A 13,823-nucleotide genomic window follows, 5' to 3' on the forward strand; every position below is an offset into this window, starting at 1 on the left:
TCGGCCTCAGCGGGTGTCGAGTGCGGGTTCGGCTGCCGGCGCGGCGGCGGCCGGGCCGGTTTTTGCGCGGCGTTCGAAATGCATCGCGGAATCGGCGAGCGCGCTGAACTTCAGCGACGCGAGATCGAGCACGTAATTCTGATGAAATTTCCACGGCTTGCGGTGCCCCTGTTTCGGCAGGATGCCGGCCGCGCGCTGGATGTAGCCCGAGCTCAGGTTGACGGCCGGCACGTCGCCGAGATCGCCCGCGCCGAGCCGCGGCACGCACGTATCGTAGCCGTTCGCGCGCATGTGGTTGAGCAGCCGGCACACGTAGCGTGCGATCAGCTCGGCCTTCAGCGTCCACGACGCATTCGTGTAGCCGAACGACGACGCGAGGTTCGGCACGTCGCTGTACATCATCCCCTTGTACGACACCGTCTCCGGCAAATCGACCGCGCGGCCGTCGACCGTCACGCGCGCGCCGCCGAGCATCTTCACCTTCAGCCCGGTCGCGGTGACGATCACGTCCGCGTCGAGCTGCTGGCCGCTCTTCAGCTGGAGGCCGGTCGGCGTGAAGCGTTCGATCTCGTCGGTGACGATCGATGCGCGGCCCGCGCGGATCGCCTTGAACAGGTCGCCGTTCGGCACGAGGCACACGCGCTGGTCCCACGGCATGTAGCGCGGCGTCAGGTGCTTCGCGACGTCGAAGTCGGGGCCGAGCTGCCGGCTGGCCGCGCGGATGATGAATTGCTTCGTCCGGTCGGGCTTGCGGCGCGACACGTTGTACAGGTACATCGTCAGCAGCACGTTCTTCACGCGCACGAGCCGGTGCGCGAGCCGCGACGGCAGCACGCGGCGCAGCGCGTTCGCGATCTTGTCGCGCGCGGGCAGCGACACGATGTAGGTCGGCGAACGCTGCAGCATCGTCACGTGCCGCGCGTCGGCCGCCATCGACGGCACCAGCGTGACGGCCGTCGCGCCGCTGCCGATCACGACCACGCGCCGGTTCGCGTACGACAGGTCCTTCGGCCAGTGCTGCGGATGCACGAGCTTGCCCTCGAACGTGTCCATGCCTCGCCAGTCGGGCAGGTAGCCGGCATCGTAATCGTAGTAGCCGCTGCACATGAACAGGAAGCGGCAGGTGTAGACCAGCGTGTCGGTCGCGCCGTCCCGCGTGCGCTCGACGCGGACCGTCCAGCGCGCGCGGTTCGAATCCCAGTCGGCCGCGACGACCTTCCGGCCGTAGCGGATCGTCTTGTCGATGCCGTAGGTGCGCGCGGTGTCGCGGATGTAGTCGAGGATCGTCTGGCCGTCGGAGATCGCCTTGTCGCTGTGCCACGGCCGGAAGCTGTAGCCGAGCGTGAACATGTCGGAATCCGAACGAACGCCCGGATAGCGGAACAGGTCCCAGGTGCCGCCGATCGCGTCGCGCGCCTCGACGATCGCCACGCTCGCATGCGGGCAGCGCTGCTTCAGGTGATACGCGGCGCCGATGCCGGACAGGCCGGCGCCGACGATCAGCACGTCGAGGTCGCGAAGGTCGCGATCGTCGCGGTTATCGCCACTGTCGCGGCGGGCGTCGGAGGCGGGCGGCGCGTCCCGCCGGTCGGTCGTCGTCGAGATCATGCGGGGTCCTGGGTCGGCGTGGTCGGGCGCGCGGCCGGCGCGTGCGCGCGTTCGAGGTTGCGTGCGCGGGCGCGGCGCACGTGGCGCAGCATCAGCCACTGGTAACCGGCGCCGAGCAGCCGCGCGATCCGGTCGAGCCGGCGCGCGTCGGCGCCGACCAGCACGCGGCGCGCATTGCGCTCGACGCCCGCGAGGATTTGCCGCGCGGCCTCGTCGGCCGTCGTCGCGTTGATCAGGCGGTTCGCCTGACGGCGATGGGTCGCTTCGTCCTGGCCCGTCAGCGCGTGGATGCTAGTGTCGACGCGGCCCGCATCGACGATGTTCGTCGCGACGCCGCCCGGATGCACGCAGGTCGCGCTCACCGGCGCGCCGTCGAGTTCGAGTTCCATCCGCAGCGCCTCGGTGAAGCCGCGCACCGCGAACTTGGTCGCGTTGTACGCGCTTTGCGTCGGCATCGCGACGAGCCCGAACAGGCTCGACGTGTTCACCACGTGGCCGTCGCCCGACGCGCGCAGATGCGGCAGGAACGCCTGCGTGCCGTGCACGACACCCCAGAAGTTGATGCCGACGATCCATTCGAGATCGACGAGACGCGCGGTTTCGGCGCTGGCGGCCAGCGACACGCCCGCATTGTTGAAGATCAGGTTGATCTTGCCGTGCTCGGCGCGCACGAAATCGGCCCACGCGAACACCGCATCGCGATCGGCGACGTCGAGCCGCCGCGTGCTCACGCGCACGCCGTGCCGTGCGCAGGCGGCTGCCGTGCCGGCGAGCCCGACGTCGTTGACGTCGGCGAGCGCGACCTCGCAGCCGCGCCGCGCAAGCTCGACCGCGAGGCTGCGGCCCATGCCCGAACCGGCGCCCGTGATCGCGGCGACCTTGCCGGAAAACCCCTTCATTCGTCGTCCTCCCGTTCCGCTTGCGCCGCACCGGCGGCGCATCTATTGTGGTGTTGATCGTCACCACTTTAGTTTTCGGGTGTCCTGATGTCAAATAGCGGAATGGAGAAAGCACTCGAAACGGAAAAAAAGGGCCGGTCGTATGGCGGCGTGGCACCCGAGGTGCGGGCCGCCGAGCGGCGCGACGCGTTGATCCGCGCGGCGACGCGCGTGTTCGGCACGGTGGGTTTTCGCAAGGCGACCGTGCGGTCGATCTGCCAGGAAGCGAAGCTGAACGATCGCTATTTCTATGCGGCCTTCGACAGCACCGAGGATTTGCTGCGCTGCACCTACCTGCATCACGCGCAGCAGTTGCATGACGCGGTCGCGCAGGCGGTCGCCGCGCGCGGCGGCGATCTGCGGGAGCGCGTCGACGCGGGGCTCGCGGCGTTCTTCGCGTTTTTGCGCGACCCGTGCGCGGCGCGCGTGCTGCTGCTCGAGGTGATGGGCGTGAGCGCGGATACCGACATGACGTATCAGCGCATGCTGATCGACTTCGGCAAGCTGATCATGGCGATTGGCGCGCCGCGCGAGGCCGCGACGCCTGCCGAGCGCACCGAGCAGCGGCTGATCGGGCTCGCGCTGGTGGGCGCGATGACGAACGTCGGCGCGGCGTGGCTGCTGACCGACTATCGCGATCCGGAGGCGCAGGTGGTGGCCAGTTGCCGGAAGGTGCTGCTGGGGACGTTGCAGGCGCGCGACTAGGGACGCGCGGGAAAACGGGGCTCATTGGCCGGATGAGACCAAATTCGGACTATAATCAGTCTTGTTATGGACTGGCACAGGACGTGTTCCATGAAATTCTCTACCCAGGTCAAGCCCATCAGCTATCTCAAGAGCCACGCCGCCGATATCGTCAGGGACATCTCGGAAAGCCGCGAGCCGATGCTGATTACCCAGAACGGAGAGGCGAAGCTCGTTGTCATGGACGTCAAGTCGTATGAGGAGCATGAAGAGACGCTTGCGCTTCTTCGGCTGCTTGCACTCGGCAATCGGGAGATCGAGCAGGGCCACTTCCGTCCAGTCGAGGATGTCTTTGCGGACCTCGACAAGGACGACGATCAATGACACTGCGGGTTGTCGTTCTTCGTTCGGCGGAAGAAGATCTGAAGAGGTTGAAGCGCTATCTCGTATCGAATTTCGGTTCGGCTACCTGGCAAACGAGCTACCGGCAGATCAAGGACGCCATTGCATCGATTCGCGCTTTTCCGAATCACGGCAGGATTCCTGATGAACTCGCGAATATCAGCCTCGGTCAGTATCGCGAAGTCATTGCCGGAATGAACCGCATCATTTATGACGTGCGAGGCGACACCATTCACGTGCATATCGTTTGCGATACGCGCAGGGATCTGAAGTCCTTGCTGATGAGGCGGCTTGTGGTCGCTCATTGAGCGCGATCGCCATTCTTCCTCGTTTCACGATCCCGCCCTCCGTGGTTTCGAACTTGCGCGCCGGATAATCGGTGCCGCCGCCGTCACCCCGATCCTCGCCTTCATCGCCTCGATGAACGCCCGCACCTTCGGCGAAGGCAGCCGCGTCGACGGATACACCGCATGGATCCCGGCCGGCGCCGTATGCCAGCCCGGCAGCAGCCGCACGAGCCGGCCGGCCGCGACGTCGTCCGCGGTCGAGAAATCCGTCAGCAATCCGAAGCCGCCGCCCGCGAGCACGATCGCGCGGCACGCGGTCGCGGTGTTCGACACGACCGGCGCGACGCAGCGCACCGACGCGCGGCCGCCGCGCACGTTATCGAGTTCGAGCGTATGCGGGCGCGGCAGCGACGACAGCATCACGAACGGCAGCGCGGCGAGCGCATCGGGATCGCGCGGCAGCCCGTGTCGCGCGACGAACGCCGGGCTCGCGACCAGCCATTTCTCGTACGTGCCGAGCTGCACCGCGCGATAGTTGGAATCGGCGAGACGGCCGATGCGGATCGCGACGTCGAGGTTGTCCGCGACGAGATCGACGACGCGGTCGTTCGCGACGAGTTCGACAGCGAGCGCCGGATGCCGGTCGCGCAGCGCGACGACGGCCGGCGCGACGATCAGTGCGCCATAGTCGATCGGCACGCTCACGCGCAGCGTGCCGCGCAGCGGCCCCGCGTCGGACGACACAGCGTCGAGCGCGGCTTCGGTCGCGCGCACGATGTCGCGGCACGCGTCGTAGAACACGCGTCCGGCGTCGGTCACGCTCAGCCGCCGCGTCGTGCGCACCAGCAGGTTCGCGCCGACCTCGGATTCGAGGCGCTGCATGTGCGTGCTGACGACCGTCTTCGCCAGGCCGAGCCGCTCGGCCGCGGCCGTCAGCGAGCCGGCGTCGACCACCGCGACGAAGATCGCCAGCCGGTTCAGGTTCACGTCGCGCAGATCGGCCATCGTCGATTGTCCTATGGAAGAGGATGATGTTTCCGTGATTATCCGTCTTCTGGCGACGAACGGCGAGCGCTACGCTGGAGCCGTTCGTCGCCGATCCCCGGCGGCGCGAGATTCCGGAGTGTTTCCATGTCTGCCGCCAGCAAGCCCGCTTCGCCCATTCGCGTCTATTCGTTCCTGCTGTCCGGGCACGCGCACCGCGTCCGGTTGTTCCTGTCGCTGCTCGGTTTGCCGTCGAAGACCATCGACGTCGATCTCGCGGCCGGCGCGCAGCGCGAACCGGCGTTTCTCGCGTTGAATCCGCTCGGGCAGGTGCCGGTGATCGACGACGGCGGCACCGTGATCGCCGATTCGAACGCGATCCTCGTGTACCTCGCGAAGCGCTACGGCGATGCGCACTGGCTGCCGGACGACCCGGTCGGCGCGGCCGTCGTGCAGCGCTGGCTGTCGTACGCGGCCGGCCCGATCGCATCGGGCCCCGCGGCCGCGCGGCTCGTGACCGTGTTCGGCGCGCAGCTCGACCCGGAAACGGCCAAGCGCACGGCCGCGAAGGTGCTCGACGTGATCGATCGCGAACTGGCCGGCAAGCCGTTCGCGGCCGGCGCGCAGCCGACCATCGCGGACATCGCCGCGTACACGTACATCGCGCACGCGCCGGAAGGCGGCGTGTCGCTCGAACCGTATCCGCACGTGCGTGCTTGGCTGGCCCGTATCGAGGCGTTGCCGGGCTTCGTCGCGATGCCGACGACGCGCGCGGGCCTGCTCGCCGCTTGACGCTCACTGCCGCCGCGCTTGTTCAGGAGAGAACGCGATGAATGCGCCGACCGCCGTCGTACCGGGCTGGGAACTCGATACCGCGCCGTTTCACGCGGGCGAGCTTGCCGTGCAGCAGCGCGCAGGCGTGACGGACGCGGCGGGCGCGGCCGGCCGGCGCGGGATCCGGCGCTTCATGCCGGACCAGCACCGGACGTTTTTCGCGCAACTGCCGTTCTTCGTGCTCGGCGGCGTCGATGCAAGCGGCCAGCCGTGGGCGACGCTGCGGGCCGGTGCGCCGGGTTTCGTCACGTCGCCGGACGCCCGCACGCTGCGCATCGCGGCGCGCGCGCTGCCGGGCGATCCGCTGGCCGGCGCGTGGCAGGCGGGCGCACCGCTCGGCGGGCTCGGGATCGAATTCGATACGCGGCGGCGCAATCGCGTGAACGGCGTCGTGCGCGCGGTCGCCGGCGATGCGCTGACGATCGCGGTCGAGCAGAGCTTCGGCAATTGTGCGAAGTACATTCAGGGCCGCAAGCCGACTTTCGTCGCGCGGGACGTCGGGGCGTCCGTCGCGCCGGACGTATCGGATGCGCTGAGCGACGCGGACCGCGCGCTGCTCGCGCAGGCCGATACGTTCTTCGTCGCGAGTGCGAACACGTCGGCGGAGGCGGGCGCGGCGCGCGGCGCGGACGTGTCGCATCGCGGCGGGATGCCTGGCTTCGTGCGCGTCGACGATGCGCGCACGCTGACGACGCCCGATTTCAGCGGCAACCGGTTCTTCAATACGCTGGGCAACTTGCGGCACGATCCGCGAGCGGGGCTGCTGTTCGTCGATTTCGACACCGGCGATGTGCTGTATGTCGCCGCGCACGCGGAGATCGTGTGGGACGGGCCGGTCGTCGCATCGTTCGACGGCGCGCAGCGCGTCGTGCGTTTCCACGTGCGGGAAGTGCGGCGCATGCGGGCGGTGCTGCCGTTCCGGTGGTCGGCCGTCGAGCGCGCGCCGCAGTTCGCGGCGATGGCGGCGGCGTCGAGTGGCGTGGCGGCAACGGCCGGATCTGCGCCGTCCGCGCCCGCATCCGCATCGGCGCCCGCATGGCGGTCGCTGTGCATCGCGAAGATCGTCGACGAAGCGCGCGCGATCCGGTCGTTCCATTTCGAACCGGCGGATGGCAGCACATTGCCTGCCTACGAAGCCGGTCAGCACCTGACGTTGCGCATCGCGCTGCCGGGCAGCGACGCGCCGACGATGCGCAGCTACACGCTGTCCGACGCGCCGGGCGGCGCACACTACCGGATCACCGTGAAGCGCGAAGGACGCGTATCGGCGTGGCTGCACGATCATGCGCAGGCCGGCATGACGCTCGACGCGCAGATGCCGCGCGGACGCTTCACGTTCGATCTCGCAAGCCCGCGCCCGGCCGTGCTCGTGTCGGCCGGCATCGGCATCACGCCGATGGTCGCGATGCTTCGCCGGGCACTGGCCGACGACACGCCGTCGCGTCGTGTCGTGTTCGTGCACGGCGCCCGCGAAGCGGCCGACCGGCCGTTCGACGCGGAACTGGTGCGCATCGCGGCCACCGATGCACGCGTGTCGCTTCACTGGTTCGACAGTCATCCTCAAGAAGGCTCGGGTGCGCGGGCCGGTCGCATCGACATCGGGCAATTGAAGCGGGCCCTTTCATTCGACGATTACGATTTCTATCTGTGCGGGCCGTCGGCATTCATGCGCGACCTGTACGACGGGCTGCGCGCGCTGAACGTGCCGGACGAACGCATCCGGTTCGAGGCGTTCGGGCCGTCGAGCGTTTCGCGCAGTGCAACCCGGGCAACTGCCAAGCCTGCGACGGAAAGCGTGCCGGTCGTGTTCCGGCGCACGGCGCGCGAAGCCGCGTGGACGCCCGCCGACGGCACGCTGCTCGAATTCGCGGAAGGGCAGCGCGTGGCCGTGCCGTTCGAATGCCGCTCCGGGTCGTGCGGCGCGTGCGCGACGCGCGTGCTGTCCGGCGCGGTCGACTACGCGCAAACGCCCGATGCGGCGATCGAACCCGGCTGCGCGCTGCTGTGCGTCGCACGGCCCGCAGAAGGGGCGACGGAGCCGCTCGTACTCGACCGCTGACGTGCGTGCGACATGCCGCCGCAGATGGCCTGCTGCGCGAAAAGCGCACGCAACTGCTGCTTTTTTCGAATGCCGTCCGGATCGACGATAGCGCCAACCGATTCGATAAAGGAGCCCATCATGAAACTGCTCGGCATGGTTCGCCTGGTCCTGTGGAGTTTTTTCGGCGTACGCAACAGCAAGGCGCACGCGAACGATCTCGCGAACGCCAACTTCACGCTGCTGCCGTTCGTGGCGCTCCTGCTTGCGCTGCTGGTCGGCGCGGTGATTTACGGCGTCGTGCATCTGGTCGTCGATCCGACCGTGACGATGCAGGGGTTTTGAGCGAGCGACTGATGAACCGGTAGCGGGGCCGCCATTCCCGCTCCGGTTCCAGGCCGCGTGACCGGCGCATGATGACGCCGGCCTCAGTGGCCGGCACGCACGAGGCGAATCGCGACCGCATCGTTGGCATCGCCGCCGTTATCGTGCCGCCCGCACCGTTCGTCCCCGTTCCCGCCTTCCCGTTTCCCGTTCCGCCCGATTCCGCGGCTCTATGCCCCGCCCGGGGTAAAATGCGCGCCACGCCGCGATGTCGCGCGACGGACAGGCCGCCGTTCCGATGAACGGCCGGCCCGACTGCCCGCCGCCCGAACCGGGGCGTTCGAAGCGTCCCCCGCATGACACGACCGCGCGACGCAGCCGGCCGCCCGACAGGCACCCGACGAACCCGTCGGCCGCTGCATCGGTTTGCGGCGCGTCATCCGAATCCGATGTCCCATCCTGCGTTGTCCCGACCGGCCGGCCCGCTTGCACGCCGCAGGGTCGGGTTCGTCCGATGAATATCGTGTCGACGGAACGCGTCCGGCGACGGGCGCGGCGGCGTTCGCTGACGCGCGCTTCGCAGCTTCCTAACGGGTTTTGGGTTTCGGGTTTCGACAGGTCGAATGGCGAGTTTTCCATCCAGAACAATGACGGTGAATAGAACAACAGCGGCACGCGCACGTCGGCGGCGCGCGAAGGTCGGGCTCGGTGTCGGTCTCGGCGTCACGCTTTTCGCGGCGCAGGCCGCAGCGGCTCAGGGCGACACACCTGCGTCAGGCGCCGATGCAACCGGCAGCGCGACGCTGCCCGCGATCACGGTGAGCGGCGAGCGCGGCCACGCGTTGCGCGCGCGCGAAGCGTCGGTCGCGGGGCTCGACGACGCGCCGCTGCGCGACACGCCGGCGTCGGTGAACGTCATCACGCGCGCGCTGATCGACGATCAGCAGGCGAAGCGGCTGAGCGACGTGGTGCGCAACGATGCGTCGGTCGTCAACGACTATGCGCCGGTCGGCTATTTCGAGGGCTTCGCGATCCGTGGCTTTCCGGTCGATCTCGCGAGCGCGATCCGGATCGACGGGCTGACGGTGTCCGGCGAGCAGAACGTGCCGCTCGAGAACAAGGAGCGCGTCGAGATCCTGAAGGGGCTCGCGGGCATCGACAGCGGCGTCGTCGCGCCGGGCGGCGTGATCAACTTCGTGACCAAGCGCTCCGCGAACGTCGCGAGCGTGACGGGCGGCGTCGACAGCCGCGGCTCGACGTCGGCGGCCGTCGATCTCGGCCGCCGCTTCGGCCCGGACAATCAGTTCGGGTTCCGGATCAATGCGGCGAAGGAGAACATGCACTCGTATATCGACGGCACGAACGGACGACGCACGTTCGGCTCGATCGCCGCCGACTGGGACATCAGCCCCCGCGCGAGCCTGCAGCTGAACGCCGAATTCCAGCAGTGGATCCAGCGTTCCGCACCCGGCTACCAGTTGCTCGGCGGCACCGTCGTGCCGTCGGTGAAGACGACGTCGAAGGCGCTCGGCACGCAGCCGTGGGCGAAACCGGTGACGACAGATGCGCTGAACCTGAACGCGCGTTTCGACTACCAGTTCAACGACGACTGGAAGGCATACATCGCCGCGGGTCGCAGCCGCACGATGATCGACGACAACAGCGCGTTCGCGTACGGCTGCTCGTACGCGGCGAGCTGCGCGGCCGGCGCGACGTCGCCGTTCTTCTTCGGCGCGAACGGCGACTACGACGTGTACGACTTCCGCAGCCCCGGCGAATACCGGCGCAACGACGATCTGCGCGCGGTCGCGACCGGCAAGTTCGCGACGGGGCCGCTGCGGCACGAACTGACGCTCGGCGTGAGCGTGCAGCGCCGCGTCGTGCACATGGCCGACGCCGTGTACGACTATGTGGGCAGCGAGAATATCTACGGGCCGGACCTGACTTTCCCGCCGTCGCAGAATGCGCCGGGGTCGTCGTATCCGCGCCTCGATGCGTGGCAGTACGGCGTGTTCGGGCTCGACCGCATCAGCCTCGGCGAACACTGGCAGGTGCTCGCGGGCGGCAAGGAAGTGCTGCTGCGACAGCGCAGCTGGAGCAGCCTCGACGGCGAGACGACGCATACCGACCGTTCGGTGTTCCTGCCGCAAGTCGCGCTCGTCTACAAGCCGGTGAACGTGCTGTCGCTGTACGCGTCGTACAGCAAGGCGCTGTCGCTCGGCGACCAGGCGCCGGTGCGCGCGACCAACGCGTATGCGTTCCTGCCGCCCGTCGAATCGCACCAGATCGAGGTCGGCGCGAAATACGACTGGTTCGACCGGTTGAGCCTCACGGCCGCCGTGTTCTCGATCAGCAAGCCGTTCCAGTTCGCCGACCCTGACGCGTCGGGCACGTCGTACACGTTCGTGCAGCGCGGCACGCAGCGGCACCAGGGGATCGAACTCGGCGCGGCCGGGCGCGTGACCGAGCGATTGGGGCTCACGGCCAGCGTCGCGGCGATTCGCGCCCGGGCCTACGATTCGGGGTCGCCCGCCTACGAAGGGCACCAGATCATCAACGTGCCCGCGCTGCGCGCGTCGCTGTATGCGGACTACGCGGTGCCGGGCGTCGCGGGCCTGAACGTGCTCGGCGGTGTGGAATACAGCGCGGCGCGCAACGCGAACGAGGAAGGCACAGCGCGCGTGCCGTCGTGGTTCGTGTTCAATCTCGGCGCGCGTTATACGACGAAGATCGGCGGCCATCGTACGGTGTTGCGCGTGTCGGTGGACAATCTGTTCAACAAGTTCTACTGGCGCGACGCAGGCGAGCAGCAAGGCGATGCATACCTGTTCCCGGGTGCGCCGCGCACCGCGCGCATATCGTTGACCTATGATTTCTGACCGACCGGAACCGGCCGCGTGACGCGCGGCCCCGGCAGCCCACCAGGAGAGCACAGACGATGTCCCCCCTCGAAATCGCCGGCGTGATCGTCAGCGCGCTCGCGATCTGGCTGACCGCGAAGCGGCGCATGCTGTGCTGGCCGGTCGGCCTCGCGTCGGTCGCGCTGTACGGCTGGATCTTCTTCGATGCGAAGCTGTACTCGGACATGCTGCTGCAGGGCGCGTTCGCGGTGCTGCAGGTGTACGGCTGGCAGCGCTGGCTCGCGCAGCGCGCGAGCGAGGCCGGCGGCGAGGCGGCGCCTGCCGGCGACGTCGCGCCTGTCACCGGCGTGCGGCCACTCACGATGCTGCCCGACCTGATCGCGGCGGTCATCGGCAGCGCGCTGCTCGGCGGGATGATGGCGCGCTGGACCGATGCGGCGCTGCCGTTCGTCGATGCGTCGCTGACCGCGTTCAGCCTCGTCGCGCAATACTGGACCGCACGGCGTTACATCGCGTCGTGGGGGCTGTGGATCGTCGTGAACGTGGTGTACGTCGGGATGTTCGTGTTCAAGGAACTGTATCTGACGGCCGGCCTGTATGCGCTGTTCATCGGGCTGGCCGTCGTCGGCTGGCGCGACTGGAGCCGGACGGCCGCCGCGTTGCGGGCAGCATCGGGCGGCCCGCTCGCGTCGGGCGGCGGCACACGCTGATTCACGGATTCAACCACGGAGCAACGCCGTTCATGTCATTCCCCCTCGAGCCGGACGGCCCCCTGTCGCGCGACGTCGCGCCGCCGCAATTCGGCGTGGACGGCGAGCAAGCCGAACGCGACTGGCCGCTGATCACGCACGACGAAGTGGCGGCCGTGCTCGCGCGGATCGACGGCGTGGGCGAGCCGGTGCGGCTGACGTGGCACAGCCCGCGGCAGTTCGCGGCAGCGGTGCTCGTGCGGATGGCGGACGGCCGCGGGTTGTTCGTCAAGCGACATCACGCAAGCCTGCGCGATGTCGAGGGGCTCGAGGAAGAGCATCGTTTCGTCGCGCATCTGCGCGAACGCGGGATGCCGGTGGTGGACGTGCTGGCCGATCGTCACGGTGCGACCGCGTTTGCATCCGACGAGTGGACGTACGAGGTGCATGTGCTCGCGCCCGGTGTCGATCCGTATCGCGGCGTGATGTCGTGGCAGCCGTTCACGCATCCGTCGCATGCGTACGCGGCCGGCCGCGCGCTGGCCGAACTGCATCGCGCGGCGGCCGGCTACGATGCGCCCGCGCGGCCGGTGCGGACGCTGCTGTCGAGTTTTCGCGTGCTGTCGTCCGCCGATCTGGCGGGTGCGCTCGAACGCTGGATCGATGCGCAGCCGTTGCTCGTGCGCGCGCTCGGCTCGCGTGACTGGCGCGGCGATGTGGCCGACGCGATCGGGCCGTATCACGCGCGCCTCGTGCCGTTGCTGCCCACGTTGACGCCGCTGTGGACGCACGGCGACTGGCATGCGTCGAACCTGCTGTGGACCGATGCGGGGCCTGGTGCGCAGGTGCGGACGGTGCTCGATTTCGGCTTGTCGGACCGCACTTGCGCGGTGATGGACGTCGCGCTGGCGATCGAGCGCAATACGGTCGACTGGATGGCGCCGGCCGATGCGCGGCGCGTGGAATACGACCAGATCGACGCGCTGCTCGACGGCTACGAATCGCTCGAACCGCTGAGCGATGATGCGTATGCGGCGCTGGTCGCGCTGCTGCCGATCGTGCATACGGAGTTCGCGCTGTCGGAGGTTGCGTATTTCGGCTGCATCATCGATGCGCCGGGGATCGTCGATATCGCGTACGACAGTTACCTGATCGGGCATGCTCGCTGGTTCGGCGAACGCGACGGGCGGCAACTGCTCGACTGGCTCGTGCAGCGGCGGCGGGGGAAGCAAGGGCGCGTTTGATTTTCGAGAATACGCGGATAGTTTCCCGGGTTCGGCGATTGACATATCGTTCGAATCGAACATCGAACTCTCGTCCGGATGGATTCGATGGACCGTCGCGCGCGAGCGTTGGAGGTACACGGGTCAACGCAAGCGCGGCGGCGGTAAATGAGCCGACTTCATGTCAATGGCCGGTACAGCAGTTGTCGAGGCAGCCGGGGCTCACTTGAATGGTGACCTCACGGGTTTCCGACGTCGATCCGGCTGCACTGTTGGCTGGATAAATTTGCGTTTTTATCTGAAACGGTGCGTTTATCAGCCCGTCGTCGATGACGACTTTCGCCGTCGCGGAAGCGCGCATCGTTGCAAGTCGTTCCGGATCGGCCTCAATCTTGGAAGCGCTCCCAATTATAGTGATCCAGTTTTGTATTGGATAATCGGAATTCATTGCCGAAACCCATCGTCCAATTCGTATTTGCTCGGATTCGGAGATCTCGTGGCTGTTGTGGGGGAAGGCTACGAAAAATTGCTGTGACGGCAGATTTTGTGACCCCTGACATTCCGCCGCAGAGCTTGCCGGGAAAAGGAGCGACGCTGCGATATTTACGGTTAGTGAAGTAATAAAAATTCTCATGGGGAGTGAACGAGAAACCATTCTTTGTCTTCGTCAGCGTCAAAGTCATACTTGTCGTGATCGAAGAGGTTTTTCATTGATTCAAAGTCTCGATTCGTAGGTTTTCAAGGAGGCAGCACGACCTTGAGGTCATAAAGCAGCATGATTTCGTTCGTGTTGCCGGGACCTTGAACAGTCATCTTTTCGAGCGAATACGTCTATAGAACTAGTTCTAAATTTCGAAGCATATTTTTTATGCTGACGTGACCATCCGAGCGGATATGCACGCCGGTTCGGCGAATACACCGCGCCCAACATGACGGAAATATCATCTTCGC

At 67.3% G+C, this 13,823-nt stretch carries 13 protein-coding genes; 9 read left to right on the forward strand and 4 right to left on the reverse strand.

Annotated elements, in window-relative coordinates:
* Positions 1 to 6: 6 nt before the first annotated feature.
* Both GJG85_RS27590 and GJG85_RS27595 read right to left on the reverse strand, forming a co-directional pair.
* Positions 7 to 1,608: an NAD(P)/FAD-dependent oxidoreductase gene (locus GJG85_RS27590; RefSeq protein ID WP_089489055.1), complete on the reverse strand. Its 1,602-nt coding sequence runs from the start codon at positions 1,606 to 1,608 to the stop codon at positions 7 to 9.
* A complete protein-coding gene (locus GJG85_RS27595; RefSeq protein ID WP_089489056.1) occupies positions 1,605 to 2,507 on the reverse strand; it encodes an SDR family NAD(P)-dependent oxidoreductase in 903 nt (300 codons plus the stop codon). The genes GJG85_RS27590 and GJG85_RS27595 overlap by 4 nt, the downstream gene beginning before the upstream one ends.
* 87 nt (positions 2,508 to 2,594) lie before the next feature.
* Here GJG85_RS27595 and GJG85_RS27600 point away from each other — a divergent pair, with 87 nt between their 5' ends.
* The 3 genes from GJG85_RS27600 to GJG85_RS27610 all read left to right on the forward strand — a co-directional run bounded on the left by GJG85_RS27600 (position 2,595) and on the right by GJG85_RS27610 (position 3,940).
* Positions 2,595 to 3,251, forward strand: coding sequence for a TetR/AcrR family transcriptional regulator (locus GJG85_RS27600; protein WP_124652072.1), 657 nt, complete (start codon positions 2,595 to 2,597; stop codon positions 3,249 to 3,251).
* A gap of 90 nt (positions 3,252 to 3,341) precedes the next feature.
* On the forward strand, positions 3,342 to 3,614 hold the full coding sequence (locus GJG85_RS27605; RefSeq protein WP_050014516.1) for a type II toxin-antitoxin system Phd/YefM family antitoxin: 273 nt from the start codon (positions 3,342 to 3,344) through the stop codon (positions 3,612 to 3,614).
* Complete coding sequence (locus tag GJG85_RS27610) at positions 3,611 to 3,940, forward strand: type II toxin-antitoxin system RelE/ParE family toxin (RefSeq protein ID WP_050014473.1); 330 nt, start codon at positions 3,611 to 3,613, stop codon at positions 3,938 to 3,940. The genes GJG85_RS27605 and GJG85_RS27610 overlap by 4 nt, the downstream gene beginning before the upstream one ends.
* A 24-nt stretch (positions 3,941 to 3,964) precedes the next feature.
* Here GJG85_RS27610 and GJG85_RS27615 read toward each other — a convergent pair whose 3' ends face one another.
* Complete coding sequence (locus GJG85_RS27615; protein ID WP_124639324.1) at positions 3,965 to 4,924, reverse strand: LysR family transcriptional regulator; 960 nt, start codon at positions 4,922 to 4,924, stop codon at positions 3,965 to 3,967.
* 126 nt (positions 4,925 to 5,050) lie between these two features.
* Between GJG85_RS27615 and GJG85_RS27620 the strand changes: the two genes are divergently transcribed.
* The 6 genes from GJG85_RS27620 to GJG85_RS27645 all read left to right on the forward strand — a co-directional run bounded on the left by GJG85_RS27620 (position 5,051) and on the right by GJG85_RS27645 (position 12,893).
* Entirely contained in the window at positions 5,051 to 5,695 is a 645-nt protein-coding gene (locus tag GJG85_RS27620; RefSeq protein ID WP_050014475.1) for a glutathione S-transferase, read from the forward strand.
* A 37-nt stretch (positions 5,696 to 5,732) separates the two neighbouring features.
* The gene (locus tag GJG85_RS27625; protein WP_050014476.1) at positions 5,733 to 7,796 is read left to right on the forward strand and encodes a pyridoxamine 5'-phosphate oxidase family protein; all 2,064 of its coding nucleotides are present in this window, start codon (positions 5,733 to 5,735) and stop codon (positions 7,794 to 7,796) included.
* Between the two features lie 120 nt (positions 7,797 to 7,916).
* A complete protein-coding gene (locus GJG85_RS27630) occupies positions 7,917 to 8,120 on the forward strand; it encodes a DUF2970 domain-containing protein (protein ID WP_050014477.1) in 204 nt (67 codons plus the stop codon).
* Positions 8,121 to 8,746: 626 nt separating this feature from the next.
* Positions 8,747 to 10,978: a TonB-dependent siderophore receptor gene (locus GJG85_RS27635; RefSeq protein WP_050014478.1), complete on the forward strand. Its 2,232-nt coding sequence runs from the start codon at positions 8,747 to 8,749 to the stop codon at positions 10,976 to 10,978.
* A gap of 59 nt (positions 10,979 to 11,037) precedes the next feature.
* A complete protein-coding gene (gene pnuC, locus GJG85_RS27640) occupies positions 11,038 to 11,670 on the forward strand; it encodes a nicotinamide riboside transporter PnuC (protein ID WP_050014479.1) in 633 nt (210 codons plus the stop codon).
* 32 nt (positions 11,671 to 11,702) lie between these two features.
* Positions 11,703 to 12,893 carry a phosphotransferase gene (locus GJG85_RS27645; protein ID WP_204384090.1) on the forward strand — a complete coding sequence of 397 codons (1,191 nt, stop codon included), beginning with the start codon at positions 11,703 to 11,705 and terminating at the stop codon, positions 12,891 to 12,893.
* Between the two features lie 163 nt (positions 12,894 to 13,056).
* Here the strand turns inward: GJG85_RS27645 and GJG85_RS27650 are convergent, their stop codons facing one another.
* The gene (locus tag GJG85_RS27650; protein ID WP_080334287.1) at positions 13,057 to 13,527 is read right to left on the reverse strand and encodes an OmpA family protein; all 471 of its coding nucleotides are present in this window, start codon (positions 13,525 to 13,527) and stop codon (positions 13,057 to 13,059) included.
* Between the last annotated feature and the right edge of the window lie 296 nt (positions 13,528 to 13,823).

This window comes from Burkholderia sp. MS389, assembly GCF_016899425.1.
In the GTDB taxonomy this organism is placed as follows: Bacteria; Pseudomonadota; Gammaproteobacteria; order Burkholderiales; family Burkholderiaceae; genus Burkholderia; species Burkholderia sola.

What these genes read in the sequence shown, in the direction of transcription:
- GJG85_RS27590 (WP_089489055.1), bottom strand. Translation starts at nt 1,608, where the DNA reads ATGATCTCGACGACGACCGACCGGCGGGACGCGCCGCCCGCCTCCGAC.
- GJG85_RS27595 (WP_089489056.1), bottom strand. Translation starts at nt 2,507, where the DNA reads ATGAAGGGGTTTTCCGGCAAGGTCGCCGCGATCACGGGCGCCGGTTCG.
- GJG85_RS27600 (WP_124652072.1), top strand. Translation starts at nt 2,595, where the DNA reads ATGTCAAATAGCGGAATGGAGAAAGCACTCGAAACGGAAAAAAAGGGC.
- GJG85_RS27605 (WP_050014516.1), top strand. Translation starts at nt 3,342, where the DNA reads ATGAAATTCTCTACCCAGGTCAAGCCCATCAGCTATCTCAAGAGCCAC.
- GJG85_RS27610 (WP_050014473.1), top strand. Translation starts at nt 3,611, where the DNA reads ATGACACTGCGGGTTGTCGTTCTTCGTTCGGCGGAAGAAGATCTGAAG.
- GJG85_RS27615 (WP_124639324.1), bottom strand. Translation starts at nt 4,924, where the DNA reads ATGGCCGATCTGCGCGACGTGAACCTGAACCGGCTGGCGATCTTCGTC.
- GJG85_RS27620 (WP_050014475.1), top strand. Translation starts at nt 5,051, where the DNA reads ATGTCTGCCGCCAGCAAGCCCGCTTCGCCCATTCGCGTCTATTCGTTC.
- GJG85_RS27625 (WP_050014476.1), top strand. Translation starts at nt 5,733, where the DNA reads ATGAATGCGCCGACCGCCGTCGTACCGGGCTGGGAACTCGATACCGCG.
- GJG85_RS27630 (WP_050014477.1), top strand. Translation starts at nt 7,917, where the DNA reads ATGAAACTGCTCGGCATGGTTCGCCTGGTCCTGTGGAGTTTTTTCGGC.
- GJG85_RS27635 (WP_050014478.1), top strand. Translation starts at nt 8,747, where the DNA reads ATGACGGTGAATAGAACAACAGCGGCACGCGCACGTCGGCGGCGCGCG.
- pnuC (WP_050014479.1), top strand. Translation starts at nt 11,038, where the DNA reads ATGTCCCCCCTCGAAATCGCCGGCGTGATCGTCAGCGCGCTCGCGATC.
- GJG85_RS27645 (WP_204384090.1), top strand. Translation starts at nt 11,703, where the DNA reads ATGTCATTCCCCCTCGAGCCGGACGGCCCCCTGTCGCGCGACGTCGCG.
- GJG85_RS27650 (WP_080334287.1), bottom strand. Translation starts at nt 13,527, where the DNA reads ATGGTTTCTCGTTCACTCCCCATGAGAATTTTTATTACTTCACTAACC.